This is a genomic window from Streptomyces sp. NPDC034085 (genome assembly GCF_055575555.1).
On sequence record NZ_JBVISL010000016.1, the window covers coordinates 1 to 15,690 of the forward strand.

The 15,690-nt window shown below is 73.7% G+C and carries 9 protein-coding genes; 5 read left to right on the forward strand and 4 right to left on the reverse strand.

Translation table 11 applies throughout. The features are described from left to right. The first annotated feature begins 376 nt into the window (after positions 1 to 376). Positions 377 to 901, forward strand: coding sequence for a hypothetical protein (locus ACZ501_RS33235; protein ID WP_468800291.1), 525 nt, complete (start codon positions 377 to 379; stop codon positions 899 to 901). A 51-nt stretch (positions 902 to 952) separates the two neighbouring features. Here ACZ501_RS33235 and ACZ501_RS33240 read toward each other — a convergent pair whose 3' ends face one another. Together ACZ501_RS33240 and ACZ501_RS33245 are read right to left on the reverse strand one after the other, a co-directional pair. Next, positions 953 to 1,774, reverse strand: a complete 822-nt coding sequence (locus ACZ501_RS33240) for a hypothetical protein (protein WP_468800293.1) — start codon at positions 1,772 to 1,774, stop codon at positions 953 to 955. Between the two features lie 70 nt (positions 1,775 to 1,844). Further along, complete coding sequence (locus ACZ501_RS33245; RefSeq protein WP_468800380.1) at positions 1,845 to 3,485, reverse strand: MDR family MFS transporter; 1,641 nt, start codon at positions 3,483 to 3,485, stop codon at positions 1,845 to 1,847. A 361-nt stretch (positions 3,486 to 3,846) separates the two neighbouring features. Between ACZ501_RS33245 and ACZ501_RS33250 the strand changes: the two genes are divergently transcribed. Together ACZ501_RS33250 and ACZ501_RS33255 are read left to right on the forward strand one after the other, a co-directional pair. Further along, positions 3,847 to 4,623, forward strand: a complete 777-nt coding sequence (locus tag ACZ501_RS33250) for an ABC transporter ATP-binding protein (RefSeq protein WP_468800295.1) — start codon at positions 3,847 to 3,849, stop codon at positions 4,621 to 4,623. Further along, positions 4,620 to 7,193, forward strand: coding sequence for an ABC transporter permease (locus tag ACZ501_RS33255; protein ID WP_468800297.1), 2,574 nt, complete (start codon positions 4,620 to 4,622; stop codon positions 7,191 to 7,193). Before ACZ501_RS33250 ends, ACZ501_RS33255 begins: the two co-directional genes overlap by 4 nt. 111 nt (positions 7,194 to 7,304) lie before the next feature. On the opposite strand, the gene ACZ501_RS33260 is transcribed toward ACZ501_RS33255, so the two are convergent. Next, complete coding sequence (locus ACZ501_RS33260; protein WP_468800299.1) at positions 7,305 to 8,699, reverse strand: DUF2079 domain-containing protein; 1,395 nt, start codon at positions 8,697 to 8,699, stop codon at positions 7,305 to 7,307. Positions 8,700 to 8,900: 201 nt separating this feature from the next. On the opposite strand from ACZ501_RS33260, the gene mfd reads away from it, so the two are divergent. After that, positions 8,901 to 12,434, forward strand: a complete 3,534-nt coding sequence (mfd, locus tag ACZ501_RS33265) for a transcription-repair coupling factor (protein WP_468800301.1) — start codon at positions 8,901 to 8,903, stop codon at positions 12,432 to 12,434. Between the two features lie 128 nt (positions 12,435 to 12,562). Here mfd and ACZ501_RS33270 read toward each other — a convergent pair whose 3' ends face one another. Continuing rightward, positions 12,563 to 13,291 carry a hypothetical protein gene (locus ACZ501_RS33270; protein WP_361601287.1) on the reverse strand — a complete coding sequence of 243 codons (729 nt, stop codon included), beginning with the start codon at positions 13,289 to 13,291 and terminating at the stop codon, positions 12,563 to 12,565. Between the two features lie 160 nt (positions 13,292 to 13,451). On the opposite strand from ACZ501_RS33270, the gene ACZ501_RS33275 reads away from it, so the two are divergent. Next, positions 13,452 to 15,593: an N-6 DNA methylase gene (locus ACZ501_RS33275; RefSeq protein ID WP_468800303.1), complete on the forward strand. Its 2,142-nt coding sequence runs from the start codon at positions 13,452 to 13,454 to the stop codon at positions 15,591 to 15,593. Positions 15,594 to 15,690 lie beyond the last annotated feature (97 nt).

Consider the following 15,690-nt stretch of genomic DNA (forward strand, 5'->3'; position numbering starts at 1 on the left):
TCCCCAGCCCACCACCCCCCCCCCCCTCTCCCACCCACCCCTTGGGGTGTCGTCCGGGACGGGCTTCGATGTTCGGCGCCTGTTCTGTGTTTGCTTTGTCGGGCGGTGTCGCGCGCCGAATTCATCTCGTTTTAGTCCCGGACGACACCCCACCCCGCCCCCGCCCCCTCCGTACGCGTGCACCTTCCGGTCGCAGCCGACCTCCGTCTCCTTCAGCCTCGCCGGCGTTTGAGGGGCGGGGGAGGGGGCGGGTGGGTGAACCTCGTGGCGCGCTCTTTAGAGGAAAGGTTTCCTCAGGGCGTCGCGCTCCTACGCTCGCTCCCGGATGCCACCGGACCCGCATCCGCCCGTGGAAGAGAAGAACGGAAACCCCCCCATGCGTCTTCGCACCACCGCCGTGGCCCTCGCCGGAGCACTCACCCTCGTCCTGCCCACCGCCGCCCAGGCGCTCGCGGACGACGGCCGGGCCTTCAACTACAGCTTCCTCCAGGACGGCGTGAGCCGGAGCGGGCAGGTCAGCGACCTGACCGAGGACAAGTGCCACGCGCTGGCCGTGACCGACGACGCCTCGATCGAGGAGGCCGTCAACGAGACCGACAAGGTGGCCCTGCTCTTCGACAACAAGCGCTGCGAGGGCGAGCCGGTCCTCGTCGCGGGTCCGGGGGAGAAGGCGGGTGACTTCGAGGCCGTTGCCGTCGTCTTCGAGGCCGCCGAGACCGGCGAGCAGCGCGAGGAGGGCAAGCAGCGCGAGGAGGGCGAGCAGCGCGAGGAGGGCGAGCAGCGCGAGGAGGGCGAGCAGCGCGAGCAGGCGACTCCGGGGCAGGCGCCGGCCGACAGCGCGTCGGACGAGAGCTACGAGGACGAGGAGCCCTACAAGTCCGCCTTCCGCATGCTGGGCTGATCCTCGGCTCTGACGAACGCGGGGCCCGGCACCCTCGGTGCCGGGCCCCCGTCATGCCCGGTCGGCGGGCTCGTAGCAGTACGGGTCGCTGCGCAGGCCGCGCGAGGTGACCACCACCGTGAAGGGGGGTTTCGCCGCGGCCGGGAGCGGGGCCGTCAGGGTGCCGGTCGCGGGGTCCTGCGTCACCGGGAGCGGGGTGTCGGCCGCCGTGAGGCGGGGTTCGGTGAAGCCGCCGCCCTCGACCTTGAGCAGGCCGTCGGCGACGGTGGCACCGGTGATCACCGGGTTGGCGCGGGTGGCCATCTTGTTCAGCAGGTAGGCGCCCGCCGGGGCGCCGGTCAGGGCCCAGATCTCGGAGGGGAGCCGCGGGAGGCCGCCGCCCACGTCGGAGAGGAAGAACAGGACGACGTAGAGCATCGTGACCGCGCTCAGCGCGACGTACTGGAGGTCCACGAGGTCGGTCCGGCCGCTGTCGTTCGCGATCAGTTCGCGCAGCGGGCGGCGGCCGCCGGGGGTGGGCTTGGGGGCCGGCTTGGCCAGGCTGCCGTTCTCGATCCGGTGGCCGACGACCGCCTTCGCCCCGATCAGGGCCACGTACGGGCCTCCGAGCAGCGGCAGGTACACGGAGGTCAGCGGGGACAGCGGGCCGTCGGCGCCGCGGAAGTAGGCGATGCCGCCGCCGGCCGTCAGCCCGTACGCGAGGACCGCGAGCAGCAGCCAGACGAGGATCACCGTCCAGGCCAGCGCGAGGGTGGTGGAGGTGGAGAGCCGGCCGTCGCGGCCGGTGACCAGGCCCGGCCCGCGGCGCAGGCGCAGGGCCACCGGCCCGGCCAGGGCGGCCAGTAAGGCGAGCGCGAAGAGTGTGGATGCCATGTCGTCCCCCCGGAAACGGTCCTGGCACGAGGGTCACCCAGCGGGCCCGGGCATGACAACCCGGTCGGCGTCACCGGTGCTCGGGCAGGACCGGGAACCGGCGTGGTGCCACCAGCAGCAGCACCAGCAGCGCCGCCACCCCGGCGGCCGTCGCACCCAGGAAGATGTGCTCCACCGCGGCCGCCACCGCCGCCCGCAGGTGCTCCGAGGCGGCCGCCGGGAGCCCGCCCGGCTCCGCCAGGGCCCGCGACACGTCGTCGAGGCGCTCCGGCAGCCCCGGCAGCGGGGTGTGCGCCAGCCGGGCGGCGACGGTCGCGTTGGCCACCGCCCCCAGCAGCGCGGCCCCCACGCTCTGGCCGACGGTGCGGCAGAACAGCACCGAGGCGGTCGTGGTCCCCCGCTCGGCCCAGCCCACCGTGGACTGCACCCCGACCATCAGCGGCAGCTGGAAGAGCCCGAGGGCGGCGCCCAGCAGCAGCATGACCAGCGCGGGCTGCCACGGCCGCGCGGGGTACGGCAGCAGGGTGAAGGCGAACAGGACGACCGAGGCCAGCCCCATCCCCAGGGCGGCGGTGTCGCGGAAGCCGATGCGCCGGTACACGTGCTGGCACAAGGCGGCCGACAGGGGCCAGCTCAGGGTCATCAGGGCGGTCAGGAGCCCGGCCCCGACCGGCCCGAGCCCGAGCACGGACTGGGCGTACGTCGGCATGAACACCATCGGGGCGACCATCAGCAGCCCGAGCGCCCCCATCGCCAGGTTCACGGCGGCGATGGTGCGCCGGCGCCACACCCAGCCGGGCAGGATCGGCTCCTCGGCACGGCGCTCCACCCGGACGACCACCGCGGCCGAGGCCGCGCTCGCGCCGAACAGGGCGAGGGAGGGCGCCGACAGCCAGGGCCAGGCCACCCCGCCCTGCACCAGCGCGAAGAGCAGCAGGCCGCCGCAGGCGAACACGGCGAGCGCCCCGGCCCAGTCGACGGGGCCCCGGCGCCCGGGGGAGCGTACGGGTTCCACGAGGTGGCGGGCGGTCAGCCAGAGGGCCAGTCCGGCCGGCGGCACGTTGATCAGGAAGGTCCAGCGCCAGCCCGCGTACCCCGCCAGCACTCCGCCGAGCGCGGGGCCGAGCAGGGCGGAGCTCGCCCACACGGTGGTCATCCGGGCCTGTATGCGGGGGCGGTCGCGCAGCGGGTAGAGGTCGGCGGCCAGGGTCTGCACGGTGCTCTGGAGGGCGCCGCCGCCCAGCCCCTGGACGATCCGGAAGGCGATGAGCGCGGCCATGTTCCAGGCGGAGGCGCACAGCAGCGAGCCGGCGAGGAACAGGGCGGTGCCGAAGAGCAGGACGGGCTTGCGGCCGAAGGTGTCGCTGAGCCTGCCGTAGACGGGGAGGGTGACGGTGACGGCGAGGAGGTAGCCGGAGAACAGCCAGGAGAAGACGGAGAAGCCGCCGAGGTCGCCGACGATCTGGGGGACGGCGGTGGAGACGATGGTGCTGTCGAGGGCGACCAGGGCCATGCTCAGCATCAGCGACGCGACCACCGGCGTGGGCGGCCGCCGGCGGCCGGCGCTTTCTGCCGGGGGGTCCTGCCCCGTTGCCGGTCCGGGGGCCGGGCGGTCCGCGGAAACCTTTCCTCCGGGAATGCCTGCCTGATCCGCTTCCGCGCCGTTCTCTCCTGTTTCCACCGTGTTCCCCTCGTCTGCGGGGAACACCATCTCACCGGGCCGCACCGGACGGAATCCCCGTCTCACGGGCGCCCCCTCCGCCGCCGACCCCTACTCCGCATCCGCCGAAGGGCGGACAACCCCTAGGGGTCGCTCAGCATTTGGACCCAGGGGACGTTCGTCCCGGCGGAGGAGGCCGAAGGGCCCGCGACGTCCTTAACTGGTTCATACGAGCGGGGCCGCGGGGGCGGGGTGGGGTTAACCCCCCGGTGGATACGGCGCCGGGCACCAGGGCGCCGGACACCCCCCGCACCGCACACTTCGACGCGGCGACGCACGCACACCCGTGCGGGAGCCCGCACCAGCAGCACGCAACGCACCACCAACAGGGGGAGACACCGTGACAACCGCGATGACCGAGACAAGGCACGGAAGCAGCGGGGGGAACGCCCCCGTCGCGGCCCGGGCGCGCCAGGTCGTCAAGGCCTACGGCTCCGGCGAGACCCGCGTTGTCGCCCTCGACCGCGTGGACGTGGACATCCTCCGCGGGCAGTTCACCGCGATCATGGGCCCCTCCGGCTCCGGCAAGTCCACCCTGATGCACTGCCTGGCCGGCCTGGACACGGTGACCAGCGGGCAGATCCACCTGGAGGACACCGAGATCACCGGCCTGAAGGACAAGAAGCTCACGCAGCTGCGCCGGGACAGGATCGGCTTCATCTTCCAGGCGTTCAACCTGCTGCCGACGCTCAACGCCCTGGAGAACATCACCCTCCCCATGGACATCGCCGGCCGCAAGCCCGACCCGCAGTGGCTGGAGCGGGTCGTCGAGACCGTCGGCCTCGCCGGCCGCCTCAAGCACCGGCCGACCGAGCTCTCCGGCGGCCAGCAGCAGCGCGTGGCGGTCGCCCGCGCCCTCGCCGCCCGCCCCGCGATCATCTTCGGGGACGAGCCGACCGGAAACCTGGACTCCCGGGCCGGCGCCGAGGTCCTCGGTTTCCTGCGCCAGTCGGTCGACGAGCTGGGCCAGACCATCGTGATGGTCACCCACGACCCGGTCGCCGCCTCCTACGCGGACCGCGTCGTCTTCCTCGCCGACGGCCGCATCGTCGACGAGATGCACGGACCCAGCGCCGACCAGGTGCTGGACCGGATGAAGGACTTCGACGCGCGCGGGCGGACCTCGTGACCGTCATGAAGACCGCGCGGCGCAACTTCTTCGCGCACAAGGGCAGGATGGCGCTCTCCGCCATCGCCGTGCTGCTGTCGGTCGCCTTCGTCTGCGGAACCCTGGTGTTCACGGACACCATGAACACCACCTTCGACAAGCTGTTCGCGGTCACCAGCTCCGACGTCACCGTCAGCCCCAAGGAGGCCGAGGAGGGGGAGGGGTTCTCCAGCCGCGGCAAGCCGCAGGCGCTGCCGGCCTCGGCGGTGGAGAAGGCGCGCGGCGCCGAGGGCGTGAAGTCCGCCGAGGGCGGCGTCGTCTCGATGTCCGTCACCGTCGTCAACTCCAAGAACGAGAACGTGGGGTCGACCACCGGAGCCCCGACCATCGCGGGCAACTGGACCGACAACGAGCTCAGGTCCATGAAGATCACCTCCGGCCACGCCCCGCGCGGGCCCACCGAGGTGATGGTCGACGCCGACACGGCCGACAAGCACCACCTGAAGCTCGGGGACGAGCTGCGCACCATCGCCGTCACCGGCGACGTCCGGGCGAGGATCAGCGGCATCGCCTCCTTCACGGTGACCAACCCGGGTGCGGCCGTCGTCTACTTCGACACCCCCACCGCGCAGGAGAAGCTGCTCGGCGCCGCCGGCACCTTCACCCACATCAGCGTCACCGCCAAGGACGGCGTGAGCGACGAGCAGCTGAAGAAGAACGTCGCGAGCGCGCTGGGCGCGGACACGTACAAGCTGCAGACCGCCAAGGAGGCCACGGCCGCCAACAAGAAGGACATGGGCTTCCTCGACGTCATGAAGTACGTGATGCTCGGCTTCGCCGGCATCGCCTTCCTCGTCGGCATCTTCCTGATCTTCAACACCTTCTCGATGCTGGTCGCCCAGCGCACCCGCGAGATCGGCCTGATGCGCGCCATCGGCTCCGACCGGGGCCAGATCAACCGCTCCGTCCTCATCGAGGCCTTCCTGCTCGGCCTCATCGGCTCCCTCGCCGGGGTCGCGGCGGGCGTGGGCCTGGCCGTCGGCCTGATGAAGCTCATGGGCCAGATGGGCATGCAGCTGTCCACCGCCGACCTGACCGTGAAGTGGACGACCCCGGTCGTCGGCCTGGTCCTCGGCACCGTCGTCACCGTGATCGCCGCCTACGTCCCGGCCCGCCGGGCCGGCAAGGTCTCCCCGATGGCCGCGCTGCGCGACGCCGGCACCCCCGGCGACAAGAAGGCCGGCACGGTCCGCGCGGTCGTCGGCCTGGTCCTCACCGGCACCGGCGGCGCGGCCCTCTTCCTCGCCGCGGCCGCCGAGAAGGCCGGGCAGGGCTCGCTGTGGCTGGCCGCCGGCGTGCTGTTCAGCCTCATCGGCTTCATCGTGATCGGCCCGCTGCTGGCCGGTGTCGTGGTCCGGGCGCTCGCCGCCCCCGTGCTGCGGCCCTTCGGCTCCGTCGGCCGGCTCGCCGAGCGCAACGCGCTGCGCAACCCGCGCCGCACCGGTGCCACGGCCGCCGCGCTGATGATCGGACTGGCGCTGGTCGCCTGCCTGTCGGTGGTCGGCTCCTCCATGGTGGCCTCCGCCACCGACGAACTCGACCGCACGGTCGGCGCCGACTACATCGTGGCCTCGCAGGGCGACCAGCCCCTGATGCCGCAGGCCGAGCAGGCCATGCGGGCGAGCAAGGGCCTGGACCACGTGACCGCCTACCGCGAGGTGGAGGCGAAGATCACCGCCCCGGACGGCAGCTCCGCCCGGGAAGGCCTGAGCGTCACCGACCCGACGTACGCCCAGGACGTGCGCCGCAAGATGAGGGCGGGCGCGCACCGGGACGCGTACGCCCCGGGCTCCATGGCGGTGGGATCCGGCTACGCCGACGAGCACCACGTCAAGGTCGGCGACGAGCTGACGGTGGCCTTCACCGGCGGGAAGACCGTGAAGCTGAAGGTCGCCGCCATCACCCTGGACGAGGGCAACCTCGACAAGGGCGCGAAGTACATCAGCACCGCGACCGCCGAGGCCAACCTCCCCGCCGACCAGCTGGCGCGGCCGTTCATGCTGCTCGCCAAGGCCGAGAAGGGGCAGGCCGACAGCGCGTACACGGCGCTCAAGGCGGCCATGGCCGAGTACCCGCAGTACAAGGTGCTCAACCAGACCGACTACAAGCAGGACCTCAAGGACCAGGTCGGGCAGCTGCTCAACATGGTCTACGGCCTCCTCGCCCTCGCGATCATCGTCGCGGTGCTGGGCGTCGTGAACACCCTGGCCCTCTCGGTGGTCGAGCGGACCCGCGAGATCGGCCTGATGCGCGCCATCGGCCTCTCCCGCCGCCAGCTGCGCCGCATGATCCGGCTGGAGTCGGTGGTCATCGCCCTCTTCGGCGCCCTGCTGGGCCTCGGCCTGGGCATGGGCTGGGGCGCCACCGCCCAGCAGCTCCTCGCCCTCCAGGGGCTGAAGGTGCTGGAGATCCCGTGGCCGACCATCATCGGCGTCTTCGCCGGCTCGGCCCTGGTGGGCCTGTTCGCCGCACTGGTCCCGGCCTTCCGGGCGGGGCGGATGAACGTCCTGAACGCGATCGCCGGCGAGTAGCCGGGGCGGTCCCACGGGGGAGCAGTACGGGGGAGCGCGCCGGCCCCGGACCGTCCGCGAGGACGGCCCGGGGCCGGCGCCGTGCTTCCCGCGGCCGGCGGACCGGGCAGCTCAGAGCACCCGCTGGAGCAGCACGAACCCGCCCGCCTCGCCCACCGGCGCGAAGCGCGACCCGGGGTGGAGCTGTCCGGCGTACGCGAGGGGGTCGCCGGCCCAGCCGGAGGAGTTGTCGAAGACCAGGAAGGCCGGCAGCACCCCCTTGGTGTTGCCGATCCAGAACACCTGGCAGCGCGAGGTCAGCCGGGTCAGCGCCCCGATGTCCGCCTCCACGCGCACCCCGTCCGGGATGCGCTCCAGCAGCCGCTCGACGGCGGCGGCCCGCTCGGGCTTCTCGTACGCGGACCGCTCCCCGAGCCGGGCCAGCGGCATGCTGCTCGCGCTCAGGGCGAGGGCGGCGGCGAGCACCGCGCCGGGCAGCTGGGCCGCGTACGCGCGCACCCGCGGCCGGCCGCTGCGCCGGGCGCGGTCGAGGGCGTCGGCCAGGGCCAGCGCGGCGACCGGCATCAGGACGGCGCTGTAGTGGTAGTCGGTGGACCAGTAGTGCGGGTCCCCTGACAGGAACCGCCAGCCGAGGGTGGGCGCGGCCACCAGCAGCAGCGGGGAGCGCAGCGCGAGGAGGCCGGTGGTGGGGAGGAGGATCCAGGCGAGGGTGGCCGCCTTCGTGCCGAGCCCGTGCAGGGGGCCCGGGCCTTCGCCGAGCTTGTCCCAGTAGGCGTAGCCGTCGGGTGCGAAGGCGGGGATCACCACGGTGAACACCAGTGCGGCGGCGGCCGTCCCCGCCACGGCGACGGCCGCCGCGAGCCGCGCGGCGCGCGGGTCGGTGCGCCGGGCCCGCCAGGCGGCCAGGAGCGCCAGGGCCGTGAGCGTGACCCCGAGGTCCTCCTTGACCAGCAGCAGCGGCAGCCCCCAGCCGAGGGCGGCCCGCCAGCGGTGCGCGAGCAGCGCCTCCAGGGCGAAGGCCAGCAGCGGTACGGCGAAGCAGATCTCGTGGAAGTCGAACTCGACGGCCCGCTGGATCCCCCAGGACAGCCCGTACGCGGCGCCGAGCGCGAGCCCGCGGGCCCGGCCGAGGAGCCGTACCGAGGCCCGGGTGACGGGCAGTGCGGACAGGGCGAAGAGGGCGGCCTGCACCACCAGGAGGGTGAGGGGGGTCGGAAAGAGCCGGTAGAGGGGGGCGATCAGGGCGATGACGGGGCTGAAGTGGTCGCCGAGGATGTTGAAGCCCGGGCCCTTCAGGTCCACCACGGGCGCCTGGAGCCAGGCGTAGCCCCTGACCGCCTGTTCGAATATCCCGAGGTCCCAGGAGGCCTCCTCCATCCGCCGGAAGCGGGTCACCGAGAGCACCGCGTACGCGGGGAACAGGGCGGCGGCGAGTGCGTACGGCGCCCGGTGCGCGGCCCGCGCGGCCCGGTCGCCGGTGCGCGGGAGGCTGGCGGACAGGGACATCCGGACAGATTGTCATCCCGGCCCGGAACGCCTTCCTCCGCCCCCCGGGGCCGGGGTCCGCGGCGCACCTCACCCGTGCGGGGCCGGAATGGCCCGCGCGGGCGGGGGGCCCGCGTCATAGGGTGGAACCCCCGGCCCGTTCACGTGTCGGGCCCTTCGCGTTGCCCCTTGACGCCCCTCACCGGATGGAAAGCCTGTCTCATGAGCCTGCACGGACTGCTCGACGCCGTCACCAGGGACCCCGCCCTCGCCGAGGCGGTCAGCGCGGCCGGGGACGGCAACCGCATGCACGTGGACCTCGTCGGCCCGCCGGCCGCCCGGCCCTTCGCGATCGCCGCGCTGGCCGCCCGTACCGAGCGGACCGTGCTTGCGGTCACCGCCACCGGGCGCGAGGCCGAGGACCTCGCTGCCGCGCTGCGCTCCCTGCTGCCGCCGGACGAGGTGGTGGACTACCCGGCCTGGGAGACGCTGCCGCACGAACGGCTCAGCCCGCGCAGCGACACCGTCGGACGCCGGATCGCGGTGCTGCGCCGGCTCGCGCACCCGAGCAAGGACGACCCGGCCGCCGGCCCCGTCTCGGTGGTCGTGGCCCCCATCCGCTCCGTGCTCCAGCCGCAGGTCAAGGGGCTCGGGGACCTGGTGCCGGTGAGCCTGCGGCAGGGCGAGAGCACCGACCTGGGGGCGGTCACCGAGGCTCTGGCCGCGGCCGCGTACGCCCGGGTGGAGCTGGTCGAGAAGCGCGGGGAGTTCGCCGTGCGCGGCGGCATCCTCGATGTGTTCCCGCCCACCGAGGAGCACCCGCTGCGCGTGGAGTTCTGGGGCGACGAGGTCGAGGAGATCCGGTACTTCAAGGTCGCCGACCAGCGCTCCCTGGAGATCGCCGAGCACGGGCTGTGGGCGCCGCCCTGCCGCGAGCTGCTGCTCACCGAGGAGGTGCGCGGGCGGGCCGCGGCGCTGGCCGAGGAGCACCCCGAGCTGGGCGAGCTGCTGAACAAGATCGCCGAGGGGATCGCGGTCGAGGGCATGGAGTCCCTCGCCCCGGTCCTCGTCGACGACATGGAGCTGCTGATCGACGTGCTGCCGGCCGGGGCGATGGCCGTGGTCTGCGACCCGGAGCGGGTGCGCACCCGCGCCGCCGACCTGGTGGCGACCTCGCAGGAGTTCCTGATGGCCTCGTGGGCGGCCACCGCCGGCGGCGGCGAGGCGCCCATCGACGTGGGCGCGGCCTCGCTGCGCGGGATCGCGGACGTACGCGAACACGCGCGCGAGCTGGGCATGATGTGGTGGACGGTCTCCCCCTTCGCGGCCGGCGAGGACGTGGCGGGCGGCGACGTCCTCAAGCTGGGCATGCACGCTCCCGAGGCCTACCGGGGCGACACCGCCCGCGCGCTGGCCGACACCAAGGGCTGGATCGCCGACGGGTGGCACACCGTCTACCTCACCGAGGGCCACGGCCCGGCCGCCCGTACCGTCGAGGTGCTCGGCGGCGAGGGCATCGCCGCCCGTCTGGAGGCCGAGCTGCGGACGCTGGAGCCCTCGATCGTCCACGTCGCCTGCGGCTCGATCGACAACGGCTTCGTCGACCCGGCGCTGAAGCTGGCCGTCCTCACCGAGACCGACCTGACCGGGCAGCGCACCGCCACCAAGGACCTGGGCCGGATGCCGACCCGGCGCCGGAAGTCCATCGACCCCCTCACCCTGGAGGTCGGCGACTACATCGTGCACGAGCAGCACGGCGTCGGCCGGTACCTGGAGATGGTGCAGCGCACCGTGCAGGGCGCCACCCGCGAGTACCTCCTCGTGGAGTACGCGCCGGCCAAGCGCGGCCAGCCCGGCGACCGGCTGTACATCCCCACCGACCAGCTGGAGCAGGTCACCAAGTACGTCGGCGGCGAGGCCCCGACGCTGCACCGGCTCGGCGGCGCCGACTGGACGAAGACCAAGGCGCGGGCGAAGAAGGCGGTCAAGGAGATCGCCGCCGACCTGATCAAGCTGTACAGCGCGCGCATGGCCGCCCCGGGCCACACCTTCGGCCCGGACACCCCCTGGCAGCGCGAACTGGAGGACGCCTTCCCGTACGCGGAGACGCCCGACCAGCTCACCACCATCGCCGAGGTGAAGGAGGACATGGAGAAGTCGGTTCCCATGGACCGGCTCATCTGCGGCGACGTGGGCTACGGCAAGACCGAGATCGCGGTGCGCGCGGCCTTCAAGGCGGTGCAGGACGGCAAGCAGGTCGCCGTGCTGGTCCCCACCACCCTGCTCGTGCAGCAGCACTTCGGCACCTTCTCCGAGCGCTACAGCCAGTTCCCGGTCAACGTGAGGGCGCTGTCCCGCTTCCAGTCCGACACCGAGTCCAAGGCGACCCTGGAAGGCCTCAAGGAGGGCTCGGTCGACATCGTCATCGGCACGCACCGGCTGTTCTCCCAGGAGACGAAGTTCAAGGACCTGGGCCTGGTCATCGTCGACGAGGAGCAGCGGTTCGGCGTCGAGCACAAGGAGCAGCTGAAGAAGCTGCGGGCCAACGTGGACGTGCTGACGATGTCCGCGACGCCGATCCCGCGCACCCTGGAGATGGCGGTGACCGGCATCCGCGAGATGTCGACCATCACCACCCCGCCGGAGGAGCGCCACCCGGTGCTGACGTTCGTCGGACCGTACGAGGAGAAGCAGATCGGTGCGGCCATCCGGCGCGAGCTGCTGCGCGAGGGCCAGTGCTTCTACATCCACAACCGGGTCGAGTCCATCGACCGGGCGGCCGCCAAGCTGCGGGAGATCGTGCCCGAGGCGCGGATCGCGACGGCGCACGGGCAGATGTCGGAACAGGCGCTGGAGCAGGTCGTGGTGGACTTCTGGGAGAAGAAGTTCGACGTGCTGGTGTCGACGACGATCGTCGAGTCGGGCATCGACATCTCCAACGCCAACACCCTGATCGTCGAGCGCGGCGACAACTTCGGCCTCTCGCAGCTGCACCAGCTGCGCGGCCGGGTCGGCCGGGGCCGGGAGCGCGGTTACGCCTACTTCCTGTACCCGCCGGAGAAGCCGCTGACGGAAACGGCCCACGAGCGCCTGGCCACCATCGCCCAGCACACCGAGATGGGTGCCGGCATGTACGTGGCGATGAAGGACCTGGAGATCCGCGGCGCGGGCAACCTGCTCGGCGGCGAGCAGTCCGGGCACATCGCGGGCGTCGGCTTCGACCTGTACATCCGGATGGTCGGCGAGGCGGTGGCCGACTACCGGGCCGCCGTCGAGGGCGGGGTGGAGGAGGAGCCGCCGCTGGAGGTCAAGATCGAACTGCCGGTCGACGCGCACGTCCCGCACGACTACGCGCCGGGCGAGCGGCTGCGCCTCCAGGCGTACCGGTCCATCGCGGCGGCGAACTCCGAGGCCGACATCAAGGCCGTGCGGGAGGAGCTGACCGACCGCTACGGCAAGCTGCCGGAGCCGGTGGAGAACCTGCTGCTGGTGGCGGGCCTGCGGATGCTGGCGCGGGCCTGCGGGGTCGGGGACATCACCCTCCAGGGACCCAACATCCGCTTCGGGCCGGTGGAGCTGCGCGAGTCGCAGGAGCTGCGCCTCAAGCGCCTCTACCCGGGGACGGTCCTCAAGCCGGCCACCTCGCAGGTGCTGGTGCCGCGCCCGAAGACGGCCCGCGTCGGCGGCAAGCCGCTGGTCGGCCGCGAACTGCTCGCCTGGACGGGTGAGTTCCTCACCACGATCCTCGGCTCGTAGCCGGGGGTGCGGGCCCGCCCGGCCGTCCGGCGCGGGTGGGCCCGAACGGCCGCCGGGGGCGGGCCGCCGGCATCGCCCCGCGGGCGGGCCGGGCGCCGCGGTGGCGGCCGGTGAGGCAGGCCCAGGCGTCAGGACTTCTTCCAGGTCGCGCAGCCCGTGGTCTTGAAGTAGCCGTCCTGTGCGGAGATCGTCACGACGGCGGGGCCGGTGGGGTTGTCGTTGGCGGCGATCGAGTCGATGCCGTGGGCGGCGTCCTTGGCGCGCTCCCAGTAGCAGCCGGGGGAGCCCTCCGCGGGGCCGGCGGACTTGTACGTGCCGGGGGCGAGGTCGAGGCCCACCTTGAACATGCCGCCGTCGCCCGGGGCCTCGGTCTTCGGGGCGTCGGAGACGGCCTTCGGGTCGACGGTCTCCCAGTCGTTGCAGCCGGTGGACTTGAAGAGCTTGTCGCCCGCCTCGACGGTCACGTAGCTGGTGCCCACGACGTTGTCGTTGGCGATGATCGAGTCGGTGTCGCCCGAAGCGTCCTTGGCCCGCTCCCAGTAGCAGCCGAGGCCCTTGTTGCCGGTGGTGCGGTAGGTGCCGGGCTGGAGGTCGGAGCCGACCTGGAAGGTGCCGCTGCCGCGTACCGCCGCCTTCTTGCCGCCGTCCTTCTTCGGCTCGGCCGGCTTCTGACTCTGCTTGCCGCCCGTCCCCTTGGTGGCCGAGGCGGCCGGCTTGGCCTTGGTGTCCTTCGCGCCGTCCGTGCCGCCGCCCCCGGTGCAGGCGCCGACGGCGACGAGGGCGAGCAGCGCGCCGGTGCCCGTGATGACCTTGTGGCGGGCGATCCAGCTGTGGCGCGGGGTGGAGGACTGGGACATGGGTGTGCTCCTGTCTCGGATCTCTCGGTGCGGCCGGCGTGCTCCGCTGTTGACGGGATCATCACAACAGAGCGTGTGAACCGAGTCAACACGATTCACAGGATTGCCGGGATTCACGCTGTGAAGCGGATTCCCAGCTGTGTACCGGTATGCTCCCGGCATGCTGGAGGAGAACGCCCCCGAAGTCGCCGCCCCCGACGCCGCCCCCGACACCGGCCCCCACGCCGCCGCCGAGGTCACCGCCGCCGAGATCGCCCGCCTGGCCGGGGTCGGCCGGGCCGCCGTGAGCAACTGGCGGCGCCGCCACCCCGACTTCCCCAAGCCCGTCGGCGGCACCGAGACCAGCCCCTCCTTCGCGCTGGCCGAGGTCGAGGACTGGCTGCGCGCCCAGGGCAAGCTCGCCGAGGTACCGCTGCGCGAGCGCGTCTGGCAGCAGATCACCGCCCACCCCCGCGGGGCCGCCGCCGCGCTCGTCGAGGCCGGCGCCGCGCTGCTCGTCGTACGGGACCGCCCCGCCCAGTGGCTGGAGCTCGCCGCCCTCCCCGACGAGCGGCTCGCCGAGCGGCTGCCCGCCGTACGGGACGCGGCGCTCACCGCCCGGCTCGGCGCGGAACACCCGGTGGCCGTCCGGCAGCCCGGGGCCGCCGCCGTACCCGTGCTGCGGGGCGTCGCCGAACTCGCCGCCGGCCTCGGCGCCCGCCAGGCCTTCGAGTTCCTCCTCGGCCGCCACCTGGAAGCCAGCCCCCGCCAGTACACGCTGACCCCCGACGGCTGCGCCGAGCTGATGGCGGGCCTCGCCGGCCCCGGGATCCGCACCGCCCTCGACCCCGCCTGCGGCACCGGCAGCCCGCTGCGCGCCCTCACCGGCGCCACCGTCCTGCACGCCCAGGACGCCTCCCCCGAACTGGCCGCCCTCGCCGCGCTGCGCCTCGCCCTGCACGGCTCCGCCCAGGTCCGGGCGGCCGCCGCCGACAGCCTGCGCGCCGACGCCTTCGCCGGGGCCGCCGTCGACGCCGTGCTCTGCCACCCGCCGTTCAACGAACGCAACTGGGGCCACGACGAGCTGGCCTACGACCCCCGCTGGGAGTACGGCTTCCCCGCCCGCACCGAATCCGAGCTCGCCTGGATCCAGCACGCCCTGGCCCACCTGCGCGAGGGCGGCACCGCCGTGCTGCTCATGCCGCCCGCCGCCGCCACCCGCCGCTCCGGCCGCCGCATCCGCGCCGACCTGCTGCGCCGGGGCGCCCTGCGCGCCGTCGTCTCCCTCCCGGCCGGCGCCGCGCCCCCGTACGGGATCCCGCTCCAGCTGTGGGTCCTGCGCCGCCCCGCCCCGACCGTCCCCGCCCCGACCGGACTGCTGCTGGTGGACACCGCCGGCCTGGACCCCGACGGGCCCGCGCAGGCGAGGGCCGCCTGGCCCGACGTACGCGACGCGGTGCTCGCCACCTGGGCCGCGTACGACCGCAGCGGCGCCACCCCCGAAGTCCCCGGCGTCAGCCGCGTCGTACCCGTCGTCGACCTGCTCGACGACGACGTCGACCTCACCCCCGCCCGCCACCTGCCCCCGCCCGCCGCCGGCGGCGGCCTGGCCGAGCTGGCCGCCGTACGCAAGCGGCTCGACGCCACCCTGACCCGCGCGGCCCGGCTCACCCCGCCGCCCGCCACCCCCGCCGCCACGGCCGCCGCCCCGCTGTCCCAGACCACCGTCGGCGAACTCGCCCGCGCCGGGGCCCTGCTGCTGCGCGCCGGCACCGGCAGCGGCAACGGGGGGCTGCCCGTGCTCACCGAGTACGACGTCTACGCCGGAACCGCCCCCTCCGGCACCACGGCGCCGGCCGCCGCGGGCGGTCCCGGTTCCGGTTCGGGTCCCGGCGCCGGGCCCGACGCCGGCGAGGCGCTCGTCGCCGAGCCGGGCGACGTGGTCGTCCCCGTCGTCGGCGCCGTCGGCACCGCCCGCGTCGTCACCGAGGACCCGGCCAGCGGCGCCGGCGCCGTCATCGGCCGCAACCTCCAGCTGCTGCGCCCCGACCCGGCCGCCCTGGACCCCTGGTTCCTGGCCGGGTTCCTGCGCGGCACCGCCAACACCCGCCGCGCCAGCAGCCACGCCTCCACCGCCACCCGGCTCGACGTGCGCCGGCTCCAGCTGCCCCGGCTGCCGCTGGCCGAACAGCGGCGCTACGGGGCCCGGTTCCGGGCGCTCGCCGAGTTCGAGGACGCGCTGAGGCTGGCGGGTCGCCTGGGGGAGCAGCTCGTACAGGGCCTGTACGACGGCCTGTCGGACGGCAGCGTCACGCCCGACTGACCGTGCTGCGACCCTGCAACGGTTGCGTCCATCCCCTCACCGACGGCCGGAAACGCTGTATACGCTTCGAGCCGTCACCTTTCCGCACGGCCCGTCA

Coding starts and splice junctions, on each gene's coding strand:
- ACZ501_RS33245 (WP_468800380.1), bottom strand. CDS start 3,485: ATGGTGTTCCCCGCAGACGAGGGGAACACGGTGGAAACAGGAGAGAAC.
- ACZ501_RS33270 (WP_361601287.1), bottom strand. CDS start 13,291: ATGTCCCAGTCCTCCACCCCGCGCCACAGCTGGATCGCCCGCCACAAG.
- ACZ501_RS33240 (WP_468800293.1), bottom strand. CDS start 1,774: ATGGCATCCACACTCTTCGCGCTCGCCTTACTGGCCGCCCTGGCCGGG.
- mfd (WP_468800301.1), top strand. CDS start 8,901: ATGAGCCTGCACGGACTGCTCGACGCCGTCACCAGGGACCCCGCCCTC.
- ACZ501_RS33260 (WP_468800299.1), bottom strand. CDS start 8,699: ATGTCCCTGTCCGCCAGCCTCCCGCGCACCGGCGACCGGGCCGCGCGG.
- ACZ501_RS33250 (WP_468800295.1), top strand. CDS start 3,847: ATGACCGAGACAAGGCACGGAAGCAGCGGGGGGAACGCCCCCGTCGCG.
- ACZ501_RS33235 (WP_468800291.1), top strand. CDS start 377: ATGCGTCTTCGCACCACCGCCGTGGCCCTCGCCGGAGCACTCACCCTC.
- ACZ501_RS33275 (WP_468800303.1), top strand. CDS start 13,452: ATGCTGGAGGAGAACGCCCCCGAAGTCGCCGCCCCCGACGCCGCCCCC.